Below are 21,579 nucleotides of genomic sequence, written 5' to 3'. Positions count from 1 at the left end.
TCCTCCGTGGGTCGGTGGGGTGTCCTGGTCGCTCAGAGCCCGAGATAGGCCTGGCGGACCGCGTCGTCGTCGAGCAGCTCGCTGCCGCGGCCGGCCAGCGCCACCCGCCCGACCTCGAGCACGTAGGCGCGGTCGGCGATCGACAGGGCGGCGCGGGCGTTCTGGTCGACCAGCAGGATGGTCGTGGCGGCCTCGCGCAGCGCGCGGATCGTCGCGAAGATCTCGGCGACCAGCCGCGGGGCGAGGCCCATGCTCGGCTCGTCCAGCAGCAGCAGGCGGGGGCGGGCCATCAGCGCGCGGCCGATCGCGAGCATCTGCTGCTGGCCGCCCGACAGCGTGCCGGCCGCCTCGCGCCGCTTCCCGGCCAGGATCGGGAACAGCCCGTAGACCCGCGCCAGGCTCTCCTCGGCCTCGCCCGGCGGGCGCACGAAGGCGCCCAGGCGCAGGTTGTCTTCCACGCTGAGCGGCGTGAACACCTGGCGACCTTCCGGCACCTGCACGATGCCCATCTGCACCCGGGAGCGCGGTGAACGCCGGGTGACGTCGCTGCCCTCGAAGCGGATGCTGCCGCCCGAGACCGGCTGGACCCCGGAGAGTGCGCGCAGCAGCGTGGACTTGCCGGCCCCGTTGGCGCCGACCAGCGCCACCAGCTCGCCGCCGTCCACGCGAAGGCTGACCTCGTGAAGGGCGGTGATCCGCCCGTAGCGGCTGCTCAGGGCCTCAACCTCGAGCATGGGGCGCCTCCGTCGCTTCGACTGAGCCGAGATAGGCCTCGATGACGCGCGGATCGCGCGACACCCGGTCGGCGTCGCCCTCGCTGAGCACGCGGCCATGGTCGAGCACCAGGATGCGGTCGGACACGCCCATCACCAGCTTCATGTTGTGCTCGACGAGGACGATCGTCGTCCCGTTGCGGCACAGGCGGCGTATCAGCCCGGCGATCTCGGCGGACTCGGTCGGATTCAGGCCGGCCGCCGGCTCGTCGAGCAGCAGGATGCGCGGCTCGCCGGCCAGCGCGCGCGCGATCTCGAGCCGCTTCAGCGCGCCGTAGGGCATCGCATCGGCGTTGGCGTCGGCATAGGCCGCGAGCCCGACGAACTCGAGCAGTTCGCGCGCGAGGGCGCGGCACGCCTGCTCGTCGCGGCGCCGGGCGGGCGTGCGCACGAGATTGCCCAGCAGGCCGCAACGTTCGTGCAGGTGGCGCCCGGTCATGACATTCTCGAGCGCGCTCATGTTGAAGAAGACCTGGAGGTTCTGGAAGGTGCGGCCGATGCCCGCCGCCGCGAAGCGATGCGTCGGAAGGCCGGACAGCGTCCGGCCGTCGAGCGCGATCGCGCCGGAACTCGGCCGGTAGATGCCGGTCAGCAGATTGAGCAGGGTGGTCTTGCCGGCCCCGTTCGGACCGATGATCGACTGCACGATCCCGTGAGGGACCGCGAAGCTCAGGTCCTGCACCGCGTGGATGCCGCCGAACACGCGCGACAGCCCGCTCGCCTGCAGCCCGCTCATGGACGCCTCCGTCGAAGCCAGGCCTCGATGGTGGGGACCGCGCCGCGCGGGAAGAAGATCATCGTGGCCATCATCACCGCGCCCAGCACGACCATCTCGTATTCCTTGACCACGGTGAGCGCCTGCGGAAGGATGGTCAGCACCGCGGCGCCCACCACCGCGCCGAAGGTCGACGCCATGCCGCCGAAGACGACCATGGTGACCAGCTCGACCGAGTGCAGGAACGAGGCCTTGGCCGGCGTGACGAAGCCGCTGTAGAAGGCCGTCAGGCCGCCGGCCAGCGCTGCGAACACTGCCGAGAGCACGAAGACCTCGAGCTTGCGCCGCGCGCTGTCGATCCCGACCACCTCGGCCGCGACCTCGGAGCCGTGCAGCGCGCGCAGGGCGCGGCCCGCAGGCGAATCGATCAGGTTCAGGGCGAGCCACACGACGACGATCAGGCATGCGCCGACCAGCCAGTACCAGGCCTGCTCGCCCTGCAGCGCGTGGCCGAACACGGTGAGCGGGGGCACCGGCATGCCGTCGGGCCCACCGGTGACGCGGTCCTCGTTGGCCAGGACGATCGACACGATGACGCCCATCCCCAGCGTGGCCATCGCGAGGTAGTGGCCCTTGAGCCGCAGGATCGGGCGCCCGACCGCGAAGGCGAGCAGGCTGACGGCGGCCGTGGCGAGCGCCAGCGCGGCGAGCGGCGGAACGCCGTAGTGCGCGCACAGCAGGGCGGACCCGTAGGCGCCGAGGCCGAAGAAGCCCGCGTGGCCGAGGCTGATCTGGCCGGCATAGCCGATCAGCAGGTTCAGTCCCACGCAGACGATCGCGTTCAGGCCGACCAGGATCGCGATGTCGTAGAGGTAGTCGTTGACCAACCCCAGCGGCGCCAGCGCGACGACCAGTGCGAGCGCGGCGAGCCCGCGGCTGCGGGGCGACGCCCAGAGGCGCGCGCCGGAGCGCCGGCGATCAGACGCGCTCGCTGCGGATTGCACCAAGGATCCCATCGGGTCTGACGAAGAGGACTGCGAGGATGATCACGAAGGCGATCACGTCCTTGTAGGCCGAGGACAGGTAGCCGGCGCCCAGGCTCTCGAGAAGGCCGAGCAGCAGACCGCCGGCGATCGCCCCGGGAAAGCTGCCCAGCCCGCCCAGGATCGCCGCGGCGAAGCCCTTCAGGCCGAGCATGATCCCGGCGTCGTAGGACGTGAAGGTGATCGGCGCGATGAGGACGCCGGCGATCGCGCCGAGTCCAGCGGCCAGACCGAAGCTGGCGAACAGGACGGCGCGCACGTCGATGCCCACCAGCTGCGCTGCGGTGCGGTTGTGTGCGGTGGCCAGCATCGCCTTGCCGAGCAGGGTCCGGCGGAAGAACCACGAGAGCAGGGCGACGATCGCCACGGTGACGCCGATCACCCAGAGGCCCTGCGGCAGGATCGTGGCGCCGAAGAAGGAGATCGGGACATCGCCGGACAGCGGCGCCAGTGCGTGGATCCGCTTGTCCCAGACCAGCTGGGCCAGGCCGCGAAGGAAGATCGACGCACCGATCGTGATGATGATGAGCGTGACCACGTCGGCATTGCGGGCGCGCCCGACCGCGAGTCGTTCGAGCAGCAGGCCGATGACGGCGGCGACCAGCACCGCCCCGCCGAGGGCGACCGGCATCGGCGCGCCGGCCGCGACCAGCGACACGGCGCTCATGCCGCCGATCATGACGAACTCGCCCTGGGCGAAGTTGATCACCCGGCTCGCGTTGAAGATGATCGAGAAGCCGAGCGCGACCAGGGCGTAGATCGCGCCGGCGGTCAGGCCGCCGGCGACGAACTGGAGCCATTGTCCTCCCACGACCAGCTCCTGCGCGCCCAGCCGTCTCGCGCCTACTGAACCAGCACCCAGTCGCCGTTGCGGATCTCGAGCATCCTGAACGCGGTGAGGTCGAGGCCCATGTGGTCGGTCGGCGACATGTTGACCACCCCGCCGGTGCCGACGTAGCCCTTCGTCTTCTCGATCTCGTCGCGCACCTTGGCGCGGTCGCTGCTGCCGGCGCGCTTGATCGCCTCGATCGCGATCATCAGCCCGTCGTAGGCATGGCCGCCGAAGGTCGAGACGTCGGACTTGAAGCGCTCCTCGTAATCGCGCTTGTAGTCGACCACGACGGACTTCTGCGGATCGTTGTCGGCCAGCAGGTGGCCGACCAGCAGCGCGGCCGCCGGCAGCCGAACGGCCTCGGCGGCGCCGCCGGAGAGCTTCACGTACTCCTTGGACGCCACGCCGTGCGACTGGTAGAGCGGCAGCGTGAGGCCGATCTGGCGGTAGTTCCTGGTGACGATCGCAGGCCCCTGGCCGAACCCGCAGTTCATGACCGCCTGCACGCCGGGCACGCTCTTGATCTTCGTGAGCTGGGCCGTCATGTCGGTGTCCGCGGCGCCGTAGCTCTCGTCGGCGACGATCTCGATGCCGAACTTCGGCGCGACGGCCAGGCACTGCGCGCGCAGCGAGCGGTCGAAGCCGCCCGCGCCGGAGATCAGTGCGAGCTTGCTCAGCTTGCGCGCGTTCATGTCGGTGAAGATCTTCTCGCAGGCCATCCGGTCGGTGTGCGGTGTCTTGAAGACCCACTTCTTGACCGGCTCGATGATGACCACCGCGCCCGCCAGCGAGATGAACGGCACCTGCGCCTGCTCGACCAGCGGCACCGCGGCCATCGTCTCGCCGGTGGTCGAGCCGCCCACGATCACGTCGACCTTGTCCTGCTCGATCAGGCGTTTCGTGAAGGTGCGCGCCTTCTCGGCATCGCCGCCGCTGTCGTAGGCGAACAGCTGAAGCTTGCGTCCCAGCACGCCGCCCGCGGCGTTGAGTCGTTCGACGTACATCTCGAGTGTCTTCTGCTCGGGATCGCCGAGGAACGAGGCGGGGCCGGTCGCGGCCAGGAAGGCGCCGACTCGTATCGGCTCCTGGGCGACGACGGACGCGGGGGCGAGCAGGGTGGCGGACAGGGCGGCGCCCGCGATGCGCAAGGCGATACGGAAGTTCCCAGACGAACGCATGTGTTGTCTCCTGATCGTTCTCGGCGGCTCCGGGTGCGGGGCCGCCGCTGTGGCACAGCTTCGATCCGAATCCAGTCACCGGCCCCGCCGGCCTTCGCGCGCAAGCTCATTCGCATGCGTGTCCGGACGGGGTGGTTCCGGTATCCTCCGCGTCGGTGATCGCCTCCAGGTGGGTCACCGATCGTCCAGTGTCTTTTGGCGCATTCTGGTACGATAATACGATTATTGATTTGATCCTGATCAAGGTCCACGGTGGCGATGTCGGCAGGGGGAACGGATCGAAGGGCCCGCGGGAAGACGGGGGAAGTGTCGGTGCGCAAGGCGCGCCGCACCGATCTCGAGCGGGTGATCGGGATCGATGCGACGGTGACCGGCATCGAGAAGGACGACTACTGGCATTCTGTCTTCCACCGCTACGGCGCCGGCAGCCGCCCGGAGCGGCAGTTCCTGGTGGCCGAGTGCGACGGGCAGGTGGTGGGCTTCGTCATCGGCGAGGTCCGAGACTGGGAGTTCGGCGCGCCGCCCTGCGGATGGGTGTTCGCGATCGACGTGCAGCCCGAGTACCGCCAGCGCGGCGTCGCGTCCCGCATGCTGGACGTGCTTTGCGAGGGCCTGCGTGCCTCGGGCGTGCGCAAGCTGCGCACGATGCTCTCCCGGGACAACGTGCTGATCCTTTCCTTCTTCCGCAGCCAGGGCATGCGGACCGGACCGTTCATCCCGCTCGAGATGGACCTCGATGACTGAGCGCCGGACCGCACGATGAGGCTGCAGAAGAACACCTCGCTGGCGCTCTACAGCGTCATCGAGTTCGCGGCGGCTCCTGATCGCCACATTCCCGCGGCCGAGATCGCCGAGAAGTACGGGGTCTCGCCGCACCACCTGGCCAAGGTGCTGTCCGAACTCGCCCGCTCGGGAATCGTGGAGTCGGTAAGGGGCGTGGGCGGCGGCTACCGCTTCACCGGCAACGCGCGGCGGCTCACCCTGCTCGACGTGATCCAGTTGTTCGAGGACTTCGCGGCGCCGTCCGCCGAGCGTCGCGAGCAGGGCGACCTGACCCCCGTCGGCGCGGCCCTGGGCGGCGTGCTGGCCGAGATCGACGAGCACGCGAAGGCGATCCTGGGATCGATCTCCATCTCGACGATGCTCAGGCTGTCCGCCGCCGCGGCCGCCTCAGACGCCCAGGTGCCGGTTCAGCGTCTCCAGGTCGGCGGCCAGTGAGGCCGATTCGCCGGCGAGCACGACCTGCCCCTTTTCCATGACGAAGGCGCGATCCGTGTTCGCCAGCACCGCGCGGTAATTGCGGTCGACGATCAGCGACGCGATGCCGGTCGAGCGGATCTCGGCGATCGTGCGCCAGATCTCGGCGACGATCTGCGGCGCGAGGCCCTCGGTGGCCTCGTCGAGGATGACCAGGTCGGGATTGGTCATCAGCGCGCGGCCGATGGCCAGCATCTGCTGCTCGCCGCCCGAGAGCTGGCTGCCCAGGTGGGACAGCCGCTCGGCCAACCGGGGGAAGGTCGCCAGCACCCGTTCGAAGGTCCAGTCGTTCTGGCCGCGCACGCCGGGCCGCGCGCCCATGACGAGGTTCTCGCGCACCGACAGATTGGGGAACACGCCGCGGCCCTCGGGAACGTATCCGATCCCGAGGCGCACGATCTGCTCGGTGCGCGCGCCGGTCATGTCGCGACCGTCGACCAGGACGCTGCCGCCGCTGGCCCGCACCAGGCCCAGAAGCGTTCGGATCAGCGTCGTCTTGCCCATGCCGTTGCGCCCGAGCAGGCCGACGGCGGCGCCGCGCGCGATCGACAGCGACAGGCCCTGCAGGATGTGGCTCTGTCCATAGTGCGCGTGCAGCGCGCGCGCCTCGATCAGCATGTCGCTCATTCGTGTCCGAGATAGGCGAGTTGAACCTCCGGATTGGCGCGCACCGCATCCGGCGCGTCGCTGGCGATCACCCGGCCGTTGACCATCACGGTGATCCGGTCGGCGACCCGGAACACCGCATCCATGTCGTGCTCCACGAGCATGATCGCGTGGCCCGGCACGAGCTCGCGCAGGAGCGTGAGCATCCGCTCGGTCTCCTCGGCGCCCATGCCGGCGAGCGGCTCGTCGAGCAGCAGGACCTGCGGGTCGGTGGCCAGGCACATCGCGATCTCGAGCTGCCGTTTCTGGCCGTGCGACAGCGTGCCGGCCGGTCGCCCGGCGACCTCGTCGAGCCCGGCCATGCCGATCGCTCGGGTGGCTGCGCCGCCCGCGAACGGGCAGCTCGCGGCGGGCGTGAGCCAGTCCCACGGACGGGGCCGGCGCGCCTGCGCGCTGAGCCGGCAGTTCTCGAAGACCGTGAACTCCGGGAAGATCGTGTTGCGCTGGTAACTGCGGCCCAGGCCGGCCCGGGCGCGCCGGGGCTGGCTCCAGGCAGTCACGTCCTGGCCGCGCAGGCTCACCCGGCCCGCGCTCGCGCGCAGCTCGCCCGAGAGCAGGTTGATCAGCGTGGACTTGCCCGCGCCGTTCGTGCCGATCACCGCGTGCAGCATGCCGCGCTCGAGCGCGAGCGACACCTCGTCGACCGCGCGCAGGCCCCCGAAGCTGAGCGACACGCGGTCGGCCTCGAGCAGGACCTCGCCGCTCACTGCCGTGCTCCGCGCAAGGTGGCGCCGATCAAGCCGCGCGGCAGCAACGCGACGAAGGCGATGATCGTGAGGCCCAGCGGCAGCTGCCAGTGGCGCGCGAAGTCGCCGAGCAGGGCGTCCGACTGGAAGGCCTCCTGCAGCATCGTGAAGGCCAGCGCGCCGAGCATCGCGCCGCGCAAGTGACCCAGCCCGCCGAGGATGATCATCAGCAGCACCGCGCCGCTGTGGTGCCAGCTGAGCAGTTCGGGGTTCACGTAGCCGTCCTTCAGCGCGTGCAGGAATCCGGCCAGCCCGGCGAGCGTGGCCGACAGCACGAAGGCCGCCAGCTTGTAGCCGTAGGTCGGGAACCCGGTTGCGCGCATCCGCTGCTCGTTCACGCGGATCCCGGCGAGCGCGCGGCCGAAGCGGCTGCGCAGCACGGTGGCGAGCAGGCCGAAGACGCCGACCAGCGATGCCAGCGTCGCGTAGTACAGCGTGTGGCCGGAACCCAGGTCGAAGGGCCGCCAGCCGCCGATCGAGGCATCGGGCGGGAAGTCCAGGTAGATGCCATCGCTGCCGCCGCCGAGCGGCGTGTCGTGGAAGACGAAGTAGGCCATCTGCGCGAAGGCCAGCGTGATCATGATGAAGTAGACCCCGCGGGTGCGCAGCGAGAGCGCGCCTACGGCGAGCGCATACAGCGCCGCCGCGGCCAGCGACGCCGGGGCGACGAGCCACAGCGAGGCCGGGCCGCTGGCCGGCGTGAGCAGGGTCACCGTGTAGGCGCCGATGCCGAAGAAGGCGGCATGGCCGAAGCAGACCAGGCCGGCCTGGCCGACGAGCAGCTCGAGGCTCATCGCGAAGATCGCGAGGATCATGATCTTCATGGCGAGGTCGGTCTCGTACCCGCCGCCGAAAGCCGGGAACAGGGCGAGCAGCAGGAACGCCAGGGCCACGGGCAGGGCCCGCAGGATCGGGAAGGGCGCGTGGGTCACGTTCGGGATCGCGTCATCCGGCCCGCAGGAGCCCCTCGGGCCGCCAGAGCAGTATTGCCGCCATCAGCAGGTATACCGAGATGCCGGCCAGCGACGGAAAGAGGACCTTGCCGAAGGTGTCGACGAAGCCCACGAGCAGCGCGGCCAGCAGGGCGCCCTTGATCGATCCGATGCCGCCGATCACGACGACCACGAAGCAGATGATCAGCACCTGCGCGCCCATGTTCGGGTACACCGAGCTCACCGGGGCCGCGATCATGCCGGCCAGCGCGGCCAGCGCTACGCCGATCGCGAACACGACCCGGTAGAGCAGGCGGATGTCGATGCCCATCGCGCGGACCATCTCGCGGTTGGTCGCGCCGGCTCGTATCCGCATGCCCAGCCGGGTGCGCGTCAGGACCGCCCACATCCCCAGCGCCACGACCACGCAAACCGCAGAGATGAACAGACGGTAGACCGGATAGGTCATCACGTCGCCCAGGGGCACGCTTCCCGAGAGCCACTCCGGCATGGCGACGCCGTGCACGTCGTTGCCCACGATCAGGCTGCGCAACTCCTCGAAGACCAGGATCAGCCCGTAGGTCATCAGCACCTGCTGCAGGTGCTCGCGGGTGTACAGGTAGCTGAAGAAGAGCCATTCGAGCAGGTAGCCGAGCACGATCGACAGCGCGAGCCCCACGGCCAGCGTCGCGAAGAACCCGCCGCCGAGGTGCTGCTCGACGGCGGGGGCCAGCGCATAGGCCATGTAGGCGCCGATCATGTAGAAGCTGCCGTGCGCCAGGTTGATCACCCCCATGATCCCGAAGATCAGGGTGAGGCCCGAAGCGACCAGGAACAGGAGAAGCCCGTACTGGACGGCATTCAGGCACTGGATCAGGAGGGTGGCCAGGTCCATCGATCACATCTTGCAGCCGAGGCCCGGGTCGGCCAGGGCCTTGATCGCGACGCCCTCGAGCCGGTTCTCGTTGCCGACGACCTTGCGCAGGTAGATGTCCTGCACCGGGTTGTGCGAACTCGACACGGTGAACTTGCCGCGCGGGCTGTCGATCGTGGCCTTGCGGATCGCCGCGGCGATCTCGGCCTTCTTCTTCACGTCGCCGTTGACCGCCTTCAGGCCCACGCCGAGCATCTGCGCCGCGTCGTAGCCCTGCACTGCGTAGACGTCGGGCTGCAGCTTGAAGGCCTTCGCGTAGGCGAGGCGGAAGGCGTTGTCGCGCGGGGTGTTCAGGCCGTCGGCGTAGTGCAGCGTCGTGAGCAGCCCCTGGGCGGCCTCGCCCTGCGCCTCGAGGGTGCCGTCGGTGAGGAAGCCCGCGCCGTAGAGCGGGATCGTCTTGTTCAGCCCCGCAGCAGCGTAGTCCTTGACGAACTTCACCGCGCCGCCGCCCGCGAAGAAGGTGTAGACGGCATCGGGCTTGGCCGCGGCGATCTCGGTCAGCAGCGCCTGGAATTCCAGGTTCGGGAAGGGCACCGTCAGGTCCTTGAGCACCTTGCCGCCGTTCTTCTCGAAGGCCTCCTTGAAGCCGTTGACCGACTCCTCGCCGGCCGCGTACTTCCAGGTGATCGTCATCGCGGTCTTGTGGCCGCGCTTGGCCGCGACCTCGCCCATCGCGTAGGCCGGCTGCCAGTTCGAGAACGAGCTGCGGAACACGTTGGGCGCGCACAGCGCGCCGGTGATCGCGCCTGCGCCGCCGTTGGGGTTGATCATCAGCGTGTTGCTCTGCCGCGCGGCGCGCGCCATCGCGACGGCCACGCCCGAGTGCACGGTGCCGATCAGCACGTCGACCTCGTCGCGCTTGATCAGCTTGTTCACGTTGTCGGTGGCCTTGGAGGGGTCGGATTCGTCGTCGACCTTCACGTACTCGATCTCGCGGCCGCCGAGCTTGCCGCCCTGCTCGTCGACGTAGAGCCGGAAGCCGTTCTCGATCGCGATGCCCAGCGCCGCATAGGTGCCGGTGTACGGGAGCATCAAGCCCACCTTCAGCTTCTGCCCCTGGGCCTGGGCCGGCGCGGCGGCCAGCAGCGCGGCCGAGGCCAGCGATGCCACGCAATACCTGATCTTCATCTTGTCGTCTCCTCCTGGTTCACAGCGAACGGGCCGGGGCCCGGTTTGCCACGATGGGTCGAACGAAGCCCTCGCAGGCCTCGACGACCGCATCCGGCCTGTCGCGATGCGGCGAGTGGCCGCAGCGATCGAGTTTCAGCAGCATGGTACCGGGCAATGCCGCGGCGATGGCGTCGATCTGGCGCATCGTCCCGTATTCGTCGTCCACGCCCTGGATCGCCAGCACCGGGGCGGCGATGCGGGCGATCAGCGGCTCGATGCTCCAGTCGCGGAAGGCCGGGTCGAGCCAGGCGTCGTTCCAGCCCCAGAAGGCGGAGTCGGGGTCGGCGTGATGTCGGGCCAGGCGAGCGCGCAGGTCCGTCGCGAGGTAGGCCTGGCGGGTCTTCTCGATGCTCGTCACCGAGACGTCCTCGACGAACAGGTGGGGCGCGAGCACGATCAGCCCGGCCACGCGGGCAGGGTGCAGGGCGGCGTGGATCAGCGCGATCGAGCCGCCGTCGCTGTGGCCGAACAGCAGGTAGGGGGCGCCGACCCCGAGCGCGTCGAGCAGCGCGGGCAAGTCCTCGCGCGCCTGCCGGTGCATGAAGTCGGGGTCCCAGCGCTCGTCCGGGTCGCGGGGCGTCGAGCGACCGTAGCCGGCGCGGGACCACACGAGGCCGCGAAGCCCCAGTGCGGCGCACAGGCGTTGCGGGAAGTCGCGCCAGGCCGACAGCGAGCCGAGCCCTTCGTGCAGGAAGACGAGGACCGGCCGCTCCGGCGCGCCGGCGCCGACCCAGGCGTACTCGATGTCGACGCGCCGTCCGCCGCAGTCGATGCTGGCCAGTGCGCCGGCGCTCACCCGTGGCGCCTCGTGCGCTCGCGCTCGCGCAGCCTGAAGCGCTGGATCTTGCCGGTCGCCGTCTTGGGCAGCTCGGTCACGAACTCGACCTCCCGGGGGTACTTGTGCGGCGCGAGTCGTGCCTTGACGAAGGCCTGCAGGGTCTCGCCGAGCGCCGGTCCGGCGGCGGCCGGATCCTTCAGCACGACGAAGGCCTTGGCCCGGATCAGCCCGTCCTCGTTCTCGATTCCGATGACGGCCGCTTCGAGCACCGCGTCGTGCCGGACCAGCGTGGACTCCACCTCGAAGGGCGAGACATACTGGCCGCTGACCTTGAGCATGTCGTCGCTGCGGCCCGCGTAGACGTAGTAGCCGTCGGCGTCGCGATGATACTTGTCGCCGCTCTTCGTCCAGGCCCCCCGGAAGGTTTCCTCGCTGCGGGCTCGCTGGGTCCAGTACATCAGGGCCGCCGACGGCCCGGAGATGAAGAGGTCGCCGACCCGGTCCGGGCCTTCGAGCACGTGGCCGGTCTCGTCGCGCAACTCGACGCGGTAGCCGGCGACCGGCTTGCCGGTCGTGCCGTAGCGCACGTCGCCGGGACGGTTCGACAGGAAGATGTGGAGCATCTCGGTCGAGCCGATGCCGTCGATGATCTCGCAGCCGAAGTGCGCGGTGAAGCGCTCGCCGATTTCCCTGGGCAGCGCCTCGCCGGCCGACGAGCACAGGCGCAGCGAGACCGCGTTCCGGGCCGGCAGGTTCGGCGAGGCGAGCATCCCGGCGTAACCGGTCGGGGCACCGAAGAACACGGTCGGCTTCAGCCCGCCGACCTCGCCGGTCCAGCGGCGGAACACCGCGTCCGGGGTCGGACGCTCGGCCATCAGCAGCACGGTGGCGCCGACGCTGAGCGGGAAGCTGAGCGCGTTGCCGAGTCCGTAGGCGAAGAACAGCTTGGCGGCCGAGAAGCAGACGTCGTCCTCGCGCAAGCCCAGTACCGGCGCCGCGTACAGCTCGGCGGTCCAGTACAGGTTGCCGTGCGTGTGGACCGTGCCCTTGGGCCGGCCGGTCGAGCCGGACGAATACAGCCAGAAACCGATATCGTCGGCAAGCGTGTCGGCGCCGGCGGCCAGCGGAGGCTGGGCATCGAGCCAGGCGTCGAACGCGACGGCTCCGGCGGGAAGCCCGGATGCCGGGCGTGACACGACCAGCGCGCGCAACTCGTGAGGTCCGAGCGCCATGGCCTTGTCGAGGACCGGCAACAGGGCACCGGACACCAGGGCGGCCTGCGCGCGGCTATGTCCGAGCATGTAGGCGTAGTCGTCGGCGGTGAGCAGGGTGTTCACCGCCACGGGAACGACCCCGGCGTGCAGGCAGCCGAGAAAGGCGACCGGCCAGTCGTTGCAGTCGTGCATCAGCAGCAGCACCCGTTCCTCGCGGCGGATCCCCGATGCGAGCAGCGCGGCGGCGCATCGCCGCGCCCGCTCTTCCAGCGCCCCGTAGCTCAGCGCCCCGGCGTCGTCGACATAGGCGGGGCGCGCCGCGCGGCGTGCGTTGCGCTCGAACACGTGGCGGGCGAAGTTGAAGCGCTCCGGGGGCGGGACGGCCGCTGCTTCCGGGTCGGCGATGGGATCGCTCATGTCTGTCGTCTCCTCGAATAATAAGCAGTATAATGCATGAGATGGATCTGCAAGACCTCAGCGCAGCCGCACCGGCCTCCGAGACGACCGATCGCGATCCTTTTCTTCAGGCGCTCGGCGAGCGGGTCCGCTCGCTGCGCGCGCGAAAGGGCATGACGCGAAAGGCGCTGGCGCGCGCGTCCGAGGTATCCGAGCGCCACCTCGCGAACCTGGAGCTCGGCGTCGGCAATGCCTCGATCCTGGTGCTCAGGCAGGTCGCTCGCGCGCTCGACTGCCCGCTGGCCGAGCTGCTCGGCGACGAGACCGCCGCGTCGCCGGAATGGCTCCTGATCCGCGACCTGCTGCGCGGCCGCAACGACGAGTCGCTGCGGCGTGCGCGGCTGGCGCTGGCCGAGCTCTACGGCGAGGCCGGCCGGCCCGATGCACGGGCCTGCCGGATCGCCCTGGTCGGACTGCGCGGGGCCGGTAAATCCACCCTGGGCCGGACCCTGGCCGACGCGCTCGACATCCCCTTCGTGGAGCTGAACAACGAGATCGAACGGGTGGCTGGTTGCGGCATCGCCGAGATCCACAACCTGCTCGGGCCGGCCGCCTACCGCCGCTACGAGCGGCGGGCGCTCGAGGAAACCATCCAGCTCTACCCGGACGCGGTGATCGCAACGCCGGGCGGCATCGTTTCGGACCCGACCACCTTCAATCTGCTGCTGTCGCACTGCTACACGATCTGGCTCAAGGCCAGTCCCGAGGCGCACATGCAGCGGGTGATCGCGCAGGGCGACCTGCGGCCGATGGCGGGAAACCAGGAAGCGATGGAAGACCTCAAGCGGATCCTGGCCGGCCGGTCCGCCTTCTATGGGAAAGCGGACCTCCAGTTCGAAACGGGAGGACAATCTCCCGACGAGGCGGCGGCCCGCTTGCGCGGGGCCTTGCGCGCGGTTGCCGGCCGCTGAGGGGCCGACCCCGGCGCGCCGCCGGGGAATTCGCTTGACAATGCACAATAGTGCATTAGTATTCAGGCCTCGAAGAAGTATGCACAATGATGCATGTTTTCTGAATCGATGGCCGCAGCACCGCGAGGAGAGCCGATGAACGCGCCCGACATCCAGGCAACGCACGCAGCGACAGGCGTCGACTACCGCACCGACCCGTCCCGCTATCGCCACCTGTCGCTCGCCTTCGACGGCCCGGTGGCCACGCTGGCCCTGAACATCGACGAGGACGCCGGCCTGCGTCCGGGCTACAAGCTCAAGCTGAACAGCTACGACCTGGGCGTCGACATCGAGCTGCACGATGCGCTGAACCGCATCCGCTTCGAGCATCCCGAGGTCCGCTGCGTGGTCGTGACCAGCCTGCGCGACCGGATCTTCTGCTCCGGCGCCAACATCTTCATGCTCGGCATGTCCAGCCACGCCTGGAAGGTGAACTTCTGCAAGTTCACCAACGAGACCCGCAACGGCATCGAGGATTCCAGCGCCCATTCGGGCTTGAAATTCCTCGCCGCGGTCAATGGCGCCTGCGCCGGTGGCGGCTACGAGCTTGCGCTGGCCTGCGACGAGATCTGGCTGGTCGACGACCGCTCCTCCTCGGTCAGCCTGCCCGAAGTCCCTCTGCTCGGTGTGCTGCCCGGCACCGGCGGCCTGACACGGGTCACCGACAAGCGCAAGGTCCGCCACGACCTGGCCGACATGTTCTGCACGACCACCGAGGGCGTGCGCGGCCAGCGGGCCAAGGACTGGCGGCTGGTCGACGAGATCGCGAAGCCGGCGGTCTTCGCCGAGAAGGTCCGCGAGCGGGCGCTGCAGCTCGCCGCGCAGAGCGACCGCCCGGCCGGCGCGACGGGCGTCGCGCTGCCCGCCCTGGAGCGGACCGAGGAGGCGGACGCCTTGCGCTATGCCCACGTCACCGTCGAGATCGACCGCGCGAAGCGCCTTGCCACCTTCACCGTGAAGGCGCCTCAGGGCGCGCAGCCCCAGGGCATCGCGGCGATCCTTGCCGCCGGCGCCGCGTGGTGGCCGCTCGCGATGGCTCGCGAGCTCGACGATGCCATCCTCACGATGCGCAGCAACGAGCTCGAGATCGGCACCTGGCTGCTGAAGACGGAAGGCGACACCGCGGCGGTGCTGGTCGTCGATGCCGAACTTGCCGCGCACCGCGACCACTGGCTCGTGCGCGAGACCATCGGGATGCTGCGCCGCACGCTGTCGCGTCTGGACGTGTCCGCGCGCAGCCTGTTCGCACTGATCGAGCCGGGCTCCTGCTTCGCCGGCACGCTGCTCGAGCTGGCGCTTGCCTGCGACCGCAGCTACCACGCCGCGCTGCCCGACGAGCCCGAGCGCGAGCCGGCCATCGCCGTGAGCGACGCGAACTTCGGTTTCTACCCCATGGCCACCGGCCAGTCGCGGCTGCAGCGCCGCTTCTACGAGGAGGACGAGCCGATCGCCGCGGTCCGCGCGAGGATCGGCCGGCCGCTGAAGGCCGGGGAGGCGCTCGCGCTGGGCCTGGTCACCGCGGCCCCGGACGACATCGACTGGGCCGACGAGGTCCGGATCGCGCTCGAGGAGCGCGCGGCGATGTCGCCCGATGCGCTCACCGGCATGGAGGCCAACCTGCGCTTCAACGGCAAGGAAACCATGTTTACCCGGATCTTCGGGCGGCTCACCGCCTGGCAGAACTGGATCTTCCAGCGTCCCAATGCCGTCGGCGAGAAGGGCGCGCTGAAGCTTTACGGCAAGGGCGAGAAGGCCCAGTTCGACATGAACCGCGTTTGAATCCACACGGAGCCAACAGATGTCGTCGATCGACTACACCGACAAGATCCCGAACAACGTCGACCTTTCGCAGGACAAGGCCCTGCAGCGCGCGCTCGAACACTGGCAGCCGAACTACCTGCAGTGGTGGCGCGACCTGGGGCCCGAGGGCTCGCAGAGCTTCGACGTGTACCTGCGCACGGCGGTCAGTGTCGATCCGCAGGGCTGGGCGCAGTTCGGCTACGTGAAGATGCCCGAGTATCGCTGGGGCATCTTCCTGAATCCTCGCGAGGAAGGCAGGCAGGTCAACTTCGGCGAGCACAAGGGCGAGGCCGCCTGGCAGGACGTGCCGGGGGAGCACCGCGCCAACCTGCGCCGGATCATCGTGACCCAGGGCGACACCGAGCCCGCCTCGGTCGAGCAGCAGCGCCATCTGGGCCTGACTGCGCCCAGCCAGTACGACCTTCGCAACCTGTTCCAGGTGAATGTCGAGGAAGGCCGCCACCTGTGGGCCATGGTCTACCTGCTACACAAGCACTTCGGCCGCGACGGCCGCGAAGAGGCCGATGCGATGCTGCAACGCCACTCCGGCGATGCCGACCACCCGCGTATCCTGGGCGCCTTCAACGAGAAGACGCCCGACTGGCTGTCCTTCTACATGTTCACCTACTTCACCGATCGCGACGGCAAGTTCCAGCTCTGCGCCCTGGCCGAGAGCGGCTTCGACCCGCTGGCCCGCACGACCAAGTTCATGCTGACCGAGGAGGCCCACCACATGTTCGTGGGCGAGAGCGGCGTGTCGCGCGTGATCGCCCGCACCTGCGAGGTGATGAACCAGCTCAGGACCGACGACCCGGCGAAGGTCCGCGCGGCCGGCGTGATCGACCTGGGCACCATCCAGCGCTACCTGAACTTCCACTTCAGCGTCACCATCGACCTGTTCGGCGCCGACGAGTCGAGCAACGCGGCGATCTTCTACAACGCCGGCCTGAAGGGCCGCTTCGAGGAGACCAAGCGCGACGACGACCACCGGCTGCAGGGGCGCACCTACAAGGTGCTGGCGGTGCAGGACGGGCAGCTGGTCGAGCGCGAGGTGTCGATGCTCAACGCGCTCAACGAGGTGCTGCGCGACGACTTCATCAAGGACTCGATCGCCGGCGTGAACCGCTGGAACAAGGTCATCGAGAAGGCCGGGCTCCCGTTCCGGCTGGTCGCGCCGCACAAGGCCTTCAACCGCAAGATCGGCACGCTGGCTGGCGTGCGGGTGAGCCCCGACGGGCGCGTGGTCAGCGAGGCCGAGTGGGCCGCGCACGAGCGCCAATGGCTGCCTGGCGCCGAGGACCGCGCCTTCGTGGCCTCGCTGATGGGCCGGGTGGTCGAGCCGGGCAAGTTCGCGAACTGGATCGCGCCGCCGGTCATGGGCATCAACCGCCAGCCGGTGGACTTCGAGTACGTTCGCTTCAACTGAACCGGGTGCATCGGGGAAGACCGCCACGAGCCTTCCCCGGCGCATCGCGAAAACGAATGGGACACGAGATGAACGCGCCGGACGCGGGGCTGCTCAAGCAGCACCTGATCGACCCCGAGATCTGCATCCGTTGCAACACCTGCGAGGCGACCTGCCCGGTCGGCGCGATCACCCACAACGACGACAACTACGTCGTCGATGCGGAGAAGTGCAACTTCTGCATGGACTGCATCTCGCCGTGCCCGACCGGGTCGATCGACAACTGGCGGCTGGTGCCGCGTGCGAAGGCCTACACGGTCGAGGAGCAGTTCGGCTGGGAGGCACTGCCGGCCGAGCTCACCGCGGAGCAGCTCGCCGAGGCTGGGGTGCCGCCTGGCGCGGAGGCCGAGGCCGCGACATCGGTCGGCGCCGAGACGGGGACCTTGGCGACGCCGGGCGAGACCGTCTTCGATTCGGCGGCGTTCAACGCCACGCTGCCGCCCTGGTCGGCCGCTCACGCGTACACCAACCTCTACGGCCCCAGGGGCCCGACCACCGCGACCGTGGTCGGCAACGTGAAGGTCAACGAGGCGGGCACCGAGAACGAGACCCACCACATCGTGCTGGACTTCGGGCGCATGCCGTTCCCGGTGCTCGAGGGGCAGTCGATCGGGATCGTGCCGCCGGGCGCCGACGCCTCGGGCAAGCCGCATCACGCCCGCCAGTATTCGATCGCCAGCGCCCGCAACGGCGAGCGCCCCGGCTACAACAACCTGTCGCTCACGGTGAAGCGGGTGACTGCCGACCACCAGGGCCGGCCGGTGCGCGGTGTCTGCTCCAACTACCTGTGCGACCTGAAGACCGGCGACACGGTGCAGGTGATCGGGCCGTTCGGGGCGAGCTTCCTGATGCCGAACCATCCGCGCTCGAACATCGTGATGATCTGCACCGGCACGGGAAGCGCCCCGATGCGCGCGATGACCGAGTGGCGGCGCAGGCTGCGCAAGTCGGGCAAGTTCGAGGGCGGCCGGCTGATGCTCTTCTTCGGCGCGCGCACCCGCGAGGAGCTGCCTTACTTCGGTCCGCTGATGAGCCTGCCCAAGGACTTCATCGACATCAACCTGGCGTTCTCGCGCACGCCCGGCGCGCAGAAGCGCTATGTGCAGGACCTGATGCGCGAGCGCGCGGCCGACCTGGCCGAGCTGCTGAAGGACGACGACACCTTCTTTTACGTGTGCGGCCTGAAGAGCATGGAAGAGGGCGTGGTGCTGGCGCTGCGCGACATCGCGCAGCAGGCCGGGCTGAAGTGGGAAACGCTTGGGGCCGCGCTCAAGCGCGAGGGGCGCCTTCACCTGGAGACGTACTGAGCGCATCCGCGAGCGCCAGCGCCACCCGGAATGTGGCGCCTTCGCCATCGGTCCGCTCGAGCGTCAGTGATCCGCCGAGCCGGCGCATGATCTGCCTGCTGATGGCGAGGCCGAGGCCGGCGCCCGGCGTAGGGCGCCGGGCCTGGGCGGCACCGCGCAGGAACTCCGAGAAGATGCGCTCCCGCTCCTCGGCGGGGATGCCCGGGCCGTTGTCCTGCACGAAGATCTCGTAGCGATCGCCGGCGATGCGGCTGTCGATCCGCACGATGCCGTCTGCCTTGTCGTTGTACTTGATCGCGTTCGAGATGAGGTTGATCAGGACCTGACTCAGCCTGTCGCCGTCGGCCTCGACCTGCGCGCCGCGGACGCGATCGCCGCGCAGGACGCGGATCCCGCTGCGCGCGGCCAAGCCCTCGCAGGCGCGGATCGCGCTCTCCAGCGACAGCTCCGGATCGAAGCGCGAGATGTGCCAGGGAGGATCGCCGCGCTCGAGCACGCTCAGGTCCAGCATGCTGTCGACCAGCCGGGTCAGGCGGATGCTCTCGTCGTGGATGATGCGAACGAATCTCTCGGCCCGCGACGGAGGCAGATCGCGCGAATCGAGCAGGATCTCCGCGAAGGAGCGGATCGAGGCCATCGGCGTGCGTACCTCGTGGCTGACCTGGCTGAGAAAATCGTCCTTCTGCCGGTCGAGCCTGGTGAGTCGCTCGTTGGCCTCCTCGAGCTGGCGCGCGGCGGTCTCGAGCTGCCGCGATTTCTCCTCGATCCGGTGGCTGTAGTCGCGGATCTGCTGCGCCTCGTCGGCGATCCGGATCAACTCGTCGAGGCTGATGGTCTCGCCGGTCACGACCCGCGAGACCATCGCCCGGGCGGTCGCGGCGCCCACGCTTCCGGCAAGCCTGCGCTCGACCCGGGTGATGAAGGCATCGTTGACCGATGCGGCCCGTGCGCCAGGGCCCGAGGCGTCGGCGGGCGCCTCCTCGAAGAGGCGCCGGGCCTCGTCGGCGCCGAGGATCCGGTGAGCGAGCAGGCTCAGTTCGTAGGTCGGGGCGGAACGGCGGATGAGCGCCGAAGTCGACTCGGCAGGGGTGCGGAACACGTCCACGAACAGCGCGCTTTGCAGCCGCTCGAGCGGACTGGGCTCGCGTGCGAGCGAAACCAGGACGAAGAGCAGCGTGTTGACCGACAGGCTCCAGAACAGCGAGTGGATGAGCGGATCGAGCCCTTCGAGGCCGAAGAGGGCGTGCGGCCGGAGCGCCGCGATCGCGAAGGGCCCCTCGTGGATCGTGTCCGCCGACATCGGGAACCCCCCCCTGAAGCTCGGCAGGAACAGGGTGTACGCCCACAGCACGGCGCCGGACAGAAGACCTGCGAAGGCGCCGCGGGCGGTCGCCTGCCGCCAGAACAGGCCGCCGAGCAGACTGGGCAGCACCTGTGCGACGCCGGCGAACGCGATCAGGCCGATCGACGCGAGCGCAGCCGAGTTGCCGCTCAGGCGGAAGTACAGGAACCCCAGCAGCAGCGTGGCGCAGATGCAGATCCGACGGCTCGTCAGCAGGAAGCGGCGCAGCTCGCCGCCCGGACCGACCGATACCCACTTCATCCGCAACGCGATCGGCATGATGATGTGGTTCGAGAGCATCGTGGACAGCGCGATGCAGGCGATGATCACCATCGACGTCGCCGACGAGAAGCCGCCCAGGAAGGCGAGCAGGGCAATGGACTCGTGGCCGGTCGCCATCGGCAGCGTCAGCACGAACATGTCCGGGTCCGAGCCTGCCGGCAGCAGGTGCAGGCCGCCGATCGCGATCGGCAGCACGAACAGGCTCAGCAGGAACAGGTAGAGCGGGAACAGCCACGACGCGGTGCGCAGGTGGGTCTCGTCGACGTTCTCGACCACGGTCACCTGGAACTCCCGCGGCAGGCACACGATCGCCGCGGCCGACAGGAGGGTCAACGAGATCCATCGCGGCCCGAACACGTCCGCGGAGTGCAGCATCTCCGGCGAGGCCCGTGCGAAGACCTCGGCGGGCCCGTCGGAAAGGCCGAACATCACCAGGGCGCCGACGGCGACCAGCGCCAGCAGCTTGACGATCGCCTCCAGCGCGATGGCCGCCACCACGCCGTGGTGCCGCTCCTTCGCGTCGATGTTCCGGGTCCCGAACAGGATGGTGAACAGGGCCATGCCGGCGGCGATCCAGAACGCCATCCGGAAGTCGGGGGCGGCATCGGGCAGGCCAGGCAGGCCCTCGCTCACGGGATTGCCGATCACCTGGAAGCTGGTGGTGACCGCCTGCAGTTGAAGCGCGATGTAGGGGGTGGTGCCGACCAGCGCGATGATCGTTACGAGCGCGGCAAGGCTCGCGCTCTTGCCGTAGCGCGAGGAGACCATGTCGGCGATGGAAGTGATCCCGTTGATCCGGCCGATCCGCACGAGCTTCCGAAGCAGCAGCCACCAGCCCACGAACACGAGCGTCGGGCCGATATAGATCGTCGCGAACTCGAGGCCGTTGCGGGCCGCCGAGCCCACCGCGCCATAGAAGGTCCACGAGGTGCAATAGACCGAGATCGACAAGGTGTAGACCAGCGGCGACTGGAGCCATCCGAGCCGGCCGGCGCGCGCGCGGCGGTCGCCGACGAAGGCGACCGCGAACAGCAGCGTCACGTAGAGCAGTCCGATCCCGAGGACCAGGTTCTGCGAAAGGCTCACTGGAACGTCAGGCTCGGCGGCGCTCGATCCGGCGCGCGAGCAGCGCTGCGCACACGATCAGCGCCAGCCAGACCCCGAACAGGTAGACGACGATCAGCGGGACGCCACCCACCAGGACCGGCGCCGCGAACAGCACGATCACCGGCGGCATCAGCAGGAACACGCCCAGGAGCGGGAGCACCGAGGCCGCGTCGCGCAGGCGCGGCGGCACGTCGTCTTCAGGCGTCATGGTGCGACCTGCCGCTCGGCGATGAGCCTGCGCACTTCGTCGACCACTTCGCGGTTGGAGAAGGGCTTGGTCATGAATCCGTCGACGCCGATCTCTTCGGCCATCCGCCGATCCTGCACCTGCCCCTTGGCGGTGAGCACGATGACCGGCAGCGCGCGCAGGGCGGGATCGGCCTTGACCCGCTTGAGGACCTCGAAGCCGTTGAGCCGGGGCAGCATCACGTCGAGGATCAGCAGATCCGGCAGCTGCCTGCGAAGTCGGTCGATCGCTGCCTCTCCGTCGAGTGCCGCTTCGACCTCGAAACCTTCGCGCGCGAGCACGAAGCTCAGGGACTCGACGATGTTGGGCTCGTCTTCGGCGATCAGGACTCGGTGCGGCATGCGGTGGTGTCTCCTCTTCTCCCGGCGCGCGCCCGGGCGCGGCG

The 21,579-nt window shown here is 69.4% G+C and carries 21 protein-coding genes; 6 read left to right on the top strand and 15 right to left on the bottom strand.

Going from position 1 to position 21,579, the window contains the following annotated elements; translation table 11 throughout:
• Positions 1–32: 32 nt before the first annotated feature.
• Genes FHP08_RS06780 through FHP08_RS06760 form a run of 5 tightly spaced genes read right to left on the bottom strand, consistent with a single transcriptional unit; the run spans position 33 to position 4,541 of the window.
• A complete protein-coding gene (locus FHP08_RS06780; RefSeq protein WP_147703552.1) occupies positions 33–734 on the bottom strand; it encodes an ABC transporter ATP-binding protein in 702 nt (233 codons plus the stop codon).
• Positions 721–1,509 (bottom strand): ABC transporter ATP-binding protein, encoded by a 789-nt coding sequence (locus FHP08_RS06775; protein ID WP_147703551.1) that lies wholly within the window; start codon positions 1,507–1,509, stop codon positions 721–723. Before FHP08_RS06775 ends, FHP08_RS06780 begins: the two co-directional genes overlap by 14 nt.
• The gene (locus FHP08_RS06770) at positions 1,506–2,492 is read right to left on the bottom strand and encodes a branched-chain amino acid ABC transporter permease (RefSeq protein ID WP_225879055.1); all 987 of its coding nucleotides are present in this window, start codon (positions 2,490–2,492) and stop codon (positions 1,506–1,508) included. Before FHP08_RS06770 ends, FHP08_RS06775 begins: the two co-directional genes overlap by 4 nt.
• Positions 2,467–3,342, bottom strand: a complete 876-nt coding sequence (locus tag FHP08_RS06765) for a branched-chain amino acid ABC transporter permease (protein WP_147703549.1) — start codon at positions 3,340–3,342, stop codon at positions 2,467–2,469. The genes FHP08_RS06770 and FHP08_RS06765 overlap by 26 nt, the downstream gene beginning before the upstream one ends.
• 32 nt (positions 3,343–3,374) lie before the next feature.
• The gene (locus FHP08_RS06760) at positions 3,375–4,541 is read right to left on the bottom strand and encodes an ABC transporter substrate-binding protein (RefSeq protein ID WP_147703548.1); all 1,167 of its coding nucleotides are present in this window, start codon (positions 4,539–4,541) and stop codon (positions 3,375–3,377) included.
• A 312-nt stretch (positions 4,542–4,853) separates the two neighbouring features.
• Here FHP08_RS06760 and FHP08_RS06755 point away from each other — a divergent pair, with 312 nt between their 5' ends.
• On the top strand, positions 4,854–5,285 hold the full coding sequence (locus tag FHP08_RS06755) for a GNAT family N-acetyltransferase (RefSeq protein ID WP_222707829.1): 432 nt from the start codon (positions 4,854–4,856) through the stop codon (positions 5,283–5,285).
• A 15-nt stretch (positions 5,286–5,300) separates the two neighbouring features.
• Positions 5,301–5,759 carry an Rrf2 family transcriptional regulator gene (locus tag FHP08_RS06750; RefSeq protein ID WP_147703546.1) on the top strand — a complete coding sequence of 153 codons (459 nt, stop codon included), beginning with the start codon at positions 5,301–5,303 and terminating at the stop codon, positions 5,757–5,759.
• Here FHP08_RS06750 and FHP08_RS06745 read toward each other — a convergent pair.
• The 7 genes from FHP08_RS06745 to FHP08_RS06715 are packed head-to-tail and all read right to left on the bottom strand — an operon-like array spanning position 5,712 to position 12,655.
• Positions 5,712–6,425 (bottom strand): ABC transporter ATP-binding protein, encoded by a 714-nt coding sequence (locus FHP08_RS06745; protein ID WP_407703991.1) that lies wholly within the window; start codon positions 6,423–6,425, stop codon positions 5,712–5,714. The two genes, FHP08_RS06750 and FHP08_RS06745, sit on opposite strands and share 48 nt — an antisense overlap.
• The gene (locus tag FHP08_RS06740) at positions 6,422–7,171 is read right to left on the bottom strand and encodes an ABC transporter ATP-binding protein (RefSeq protein WP_147703545.1); all 750 of its coding nucleotides are present in this window, start codon (positions 7,169–7,171) and stop codon (positions 6,422–6,424) included. Before FHP08_RS06740 ends, FHP08_RS06745 begins: the two co-directional genes overlap by 4 nt.
• A complete protein-coding gene (locus FHP08_RS06735; protein ID WP_225879054.1) occupies positions 7,168–8,142 on the bottom strand; it encodes a branched-chain amino acid ABC transporter permease in 975 nt (324 codons plus the stop codon). Before FHP08_RS06735 ends, FHP08_RS06740 begins: the two co-directional genes overlap by 4 nt.
• A gap of 13 nt (positions 8,143–8,155) precedes the next feature.
• Positions 8,156–9,037 (bottom strand): branched-chain amino acid ABC transporter permease, encoded by an 882-nt coding sequence (locus FHP08_RS06730; RefSeq protein WP_147703544.1) that lies wholly within the window; start codon positions 9,035–9,037, stop codon positions 8,156–8,158.
• A 3-nt stretch (positions 9,038–9,040) separates the two neighbouring features.
• Positions 9,041–10,204 (bottom strand): ABC transporter substrate-binding protein, encoded by a 1,164-nt coding sequence (locus tag FHP08_RS06725; RefSeq protein ID WP_147703543.1) that lies wholly within the window; start codon positions 10,202–10,204, stop codon positions 9,041–9,043.
• A 19-nt stretch (positions 10,205–10,223) separates the two neighbouring features.
• A complete protein-coding gene (locus FHP08_RS06720; protein WP_147703542.1) occupies positions 10,224–11,042 on the bottom strand; it encodes an alpha/beta fold hydrolase in 819 nt (272 codons plus the stop codon).
• Positions 11,039–12,655 (bottom strand): benzoate-CoA ligase family protein, encoded by a 1,617-nt coding sequence (locus FHP08_RS06715; RefSeq protein ID WP_147703541.1) that lies wholly within the window; start codon positions 12,653–12,655, stop codon positions 11,039–11,041. Before FHP08_RS06715 ends, FHP08_RS06720 begins: the two co-directional genes overlap by 4 nt.
• 32 nt (positions 12,656–12,687) lie before the next feature.
• Here FHP08_RS06715 and FHP08_RS06710 point away from each other — a divergent pair, with 32 nt between their 5' ends.
• From FHP08_RS06710 to boxA, 4 genes are all read left to right on the top strand, one after another.
• Complete coding sequence (locus tag FHP08_RS06710; protein ID WP_147703540.1) at positions 12,688–13,605, top strand: helix-turn-helix transcriptional regulator; 918 nt, start codon at positions 12,688–12,690, stop codon at positions 13,603–13,605.
• Positions 13,606–13,740: 135 nt separating this feature from the next.
• Positions 13,741–15,423, top strand: a complete 1,683-nt coding sequence (gene boxC, locus FHP08_RS06705; RefSeq protein ID WP_147703539.1) for a 2,3-epoxybenzoyl-CoA dihydrolase — start codon at positions 13,741–13,743, stop codon at positions 15,421–15,423.
• 19 nt (positions 15,424–15,442) lie between these two features.
• Entirely contained in the window at positions 15,443–16,870 is a 1,428-nt protein-coding gene (gene boxB / locus FHP08_RS06700) for a benzoyl-CoA 2,3-epoxidase subunit BoxB (protein ID WP_147703538.1), read from the top strand.
• A 68-nt stretch (positions 16,871–16,938) separates the two neighbouring features.
• The gene (gene boxA / locus FHP08_RS06695) at positions 16,939–18,216 is read left to right on the top strand and encodes a benzoyl-CoA 2,3-epoxidase subunit BoxA (protein ID WP_147703537.1); all 1,278 of its coding nucleotides are present in this window, start codon (positions 16,939–16,941) and stop codon (positions 18,214–18,216) included.
• Here boxA and FHP08_RS06690 read toward each other — a convergent pair.
• From FHP08_RS06690 to FHP08_RS06680, 3 genes are read right to left on the bottom strand one after another with little or no spacing between them, the layout of a single operon-like run.
• Positions 18,179–20,926 (bottom strand): sensor histidine kinase, encoded by a 2,748-nt coding sequence (locus FHP08_RS06690; protein WP_147703536.1) that lies wholly within the window; start codon positions 20,924–20,926, stop codon positions 18,179–18,181. The genes boxA and FHP08_RS06690 overlap by 38 nt on opposite strands.
• Before the next feature lie 7 nt (positions 20,927–20,933).
• Entirely contained in the window at positions 20,934–21,155 is a 222-nt protein-coding gene (locus tag FHP08_RS06685) for a hypothetical protein (RefSeq protein ID WP_147703535.1), read from the bottom strand.
• Positions 21,152–21,535: a response regulator transcription factor gene (locus tag FHP08_RS06680; protein WP_147703534.1), complete on the bottom strand. Its 384-nt coding sequence runs from the start codon at positions 21,533–21,535 to the stop codon at positions 21,152–21,154. The genes FHP08_RS06685 and FHP08_RS06680 overlap by 4 nt, the downstream gene beginning before the upstream one ends.
• Positions 21,536–21,579 lie beyond the last annotated feature (44 nt).

It is taken from the genome of Zeimonas arvi, assembly GCF_008039575.1.
In the GTDB taxonomy this organism is placed as follows: domain Bacteria; phylum Pseudomonadota; class Gammaproteobacteria; order Burkholderiales; family Burkholderiaceae_E; genus Zeimonas; species Zeimonas arvi.
The sequence above is the reverse complement of the archived record's forward strand: the minus strand, read 5'-3'. Positions and strand labels throughout refer to the sequence as shown.

Bases quoted from the DNA above. Each gene is read 5' to 3' on its own strand.
- FHP08_RS06780 (WP_147703552.1), bottom strand. From the start codon at position 734: ATGCTCGAGGTTGAGGCCCTGAGCAGCCGCTACGGGCGGATCACCGCC.
- FHP08_RS06775 (WP_147703551.1), bottom strand. From the start codon at position 1,509: ATGAGCGGGCTGCAGGCGAGCGGGCTGTCGCGCGTGTTCGGCGGCATC.
- FHP08_RS06760 (WP_147703548.1), bottom strand. From the start codon at position 4,541: ATGCGTTCGTCTGGGAACTTCCGTATCGCCTTGCGCATCGCGGGCGCC.
- FHP08_RS06750 (WP_147703546.1), top strand. From the start codon at position 5,301: ATGAGGCTGCAGAAGAACACCTCGCTGGCGCTCTACAGCGTCATCGAG.
- FHP08_RS06745 (WP_407703991.1), bottom strand. From the start codon at position 6,425: ATGAGCGACATGCTGATCGAGGCGCGCGCGCTGCACGCGCACTATGGA.
- FHP08_RS06730 (WP_147703544.1), bottom strand. From the start codon at position 9,037: ATGGACCTGGCCACCCTCCTGATCCAGTGCCTGAATGCCGTCCAGTAC.
- FHP08_RS06725 (WP_147703543.1), bottom strand. From the start codon at position 10,204: ATGAAGATCAGGTATTGCGTGGCATCGCTGGCCTCGGCCGCGCTGCTG.
- FHP08_RS06715 (WP_147703541.1), bottom strand. From the start codon at position 12,655: ATGAGCGATCCCATCGCCGACCCGGAAGCAGCGGCCGTCCCGCCCCCG.
- FHP08_RS06710 (WP_147703540.1), top strand. From the start codon at position 12,688: ATGCATGAGATGGATCTGCAAGACCTCAGCGCAGCCGCACCGGCCTCC.
- boxC (WP_147703539.1), top strand. From the start codon at position 13,741: ATGAACGCGCCCGACATCCAGGCAACGCACGCAGCGACAGGCGTCGAC.
- boxB (WP_147703538.1), top strand. From the start codon at position 15,443: ATGTCGTCGATCGACTACACCGACAAGATCCCGAACAACGTCGACCTT.
- boxA (WP_147703537.1), top strand. From the start codon at position 16,939: ATGAACGCGCCGGACGCGGGGCTGCTCAAGCAGCACCTGATCGACCCC.
- FHP08_RS06685 (WP_147703535.1), bottom strand. From the start codon at position 21,155: ATGACGCCTGAAGACGACGTGCCGCCGCGCCTGCGCGACGCGGCCTCG.
- FHP08_RS06680 (WP_147703534.1), bottom strand. From the start codon at position 21,535: ATGCCGCACCGAGTCCTGATCGCCGAAGACGAGCCCAACATCGTCGAG.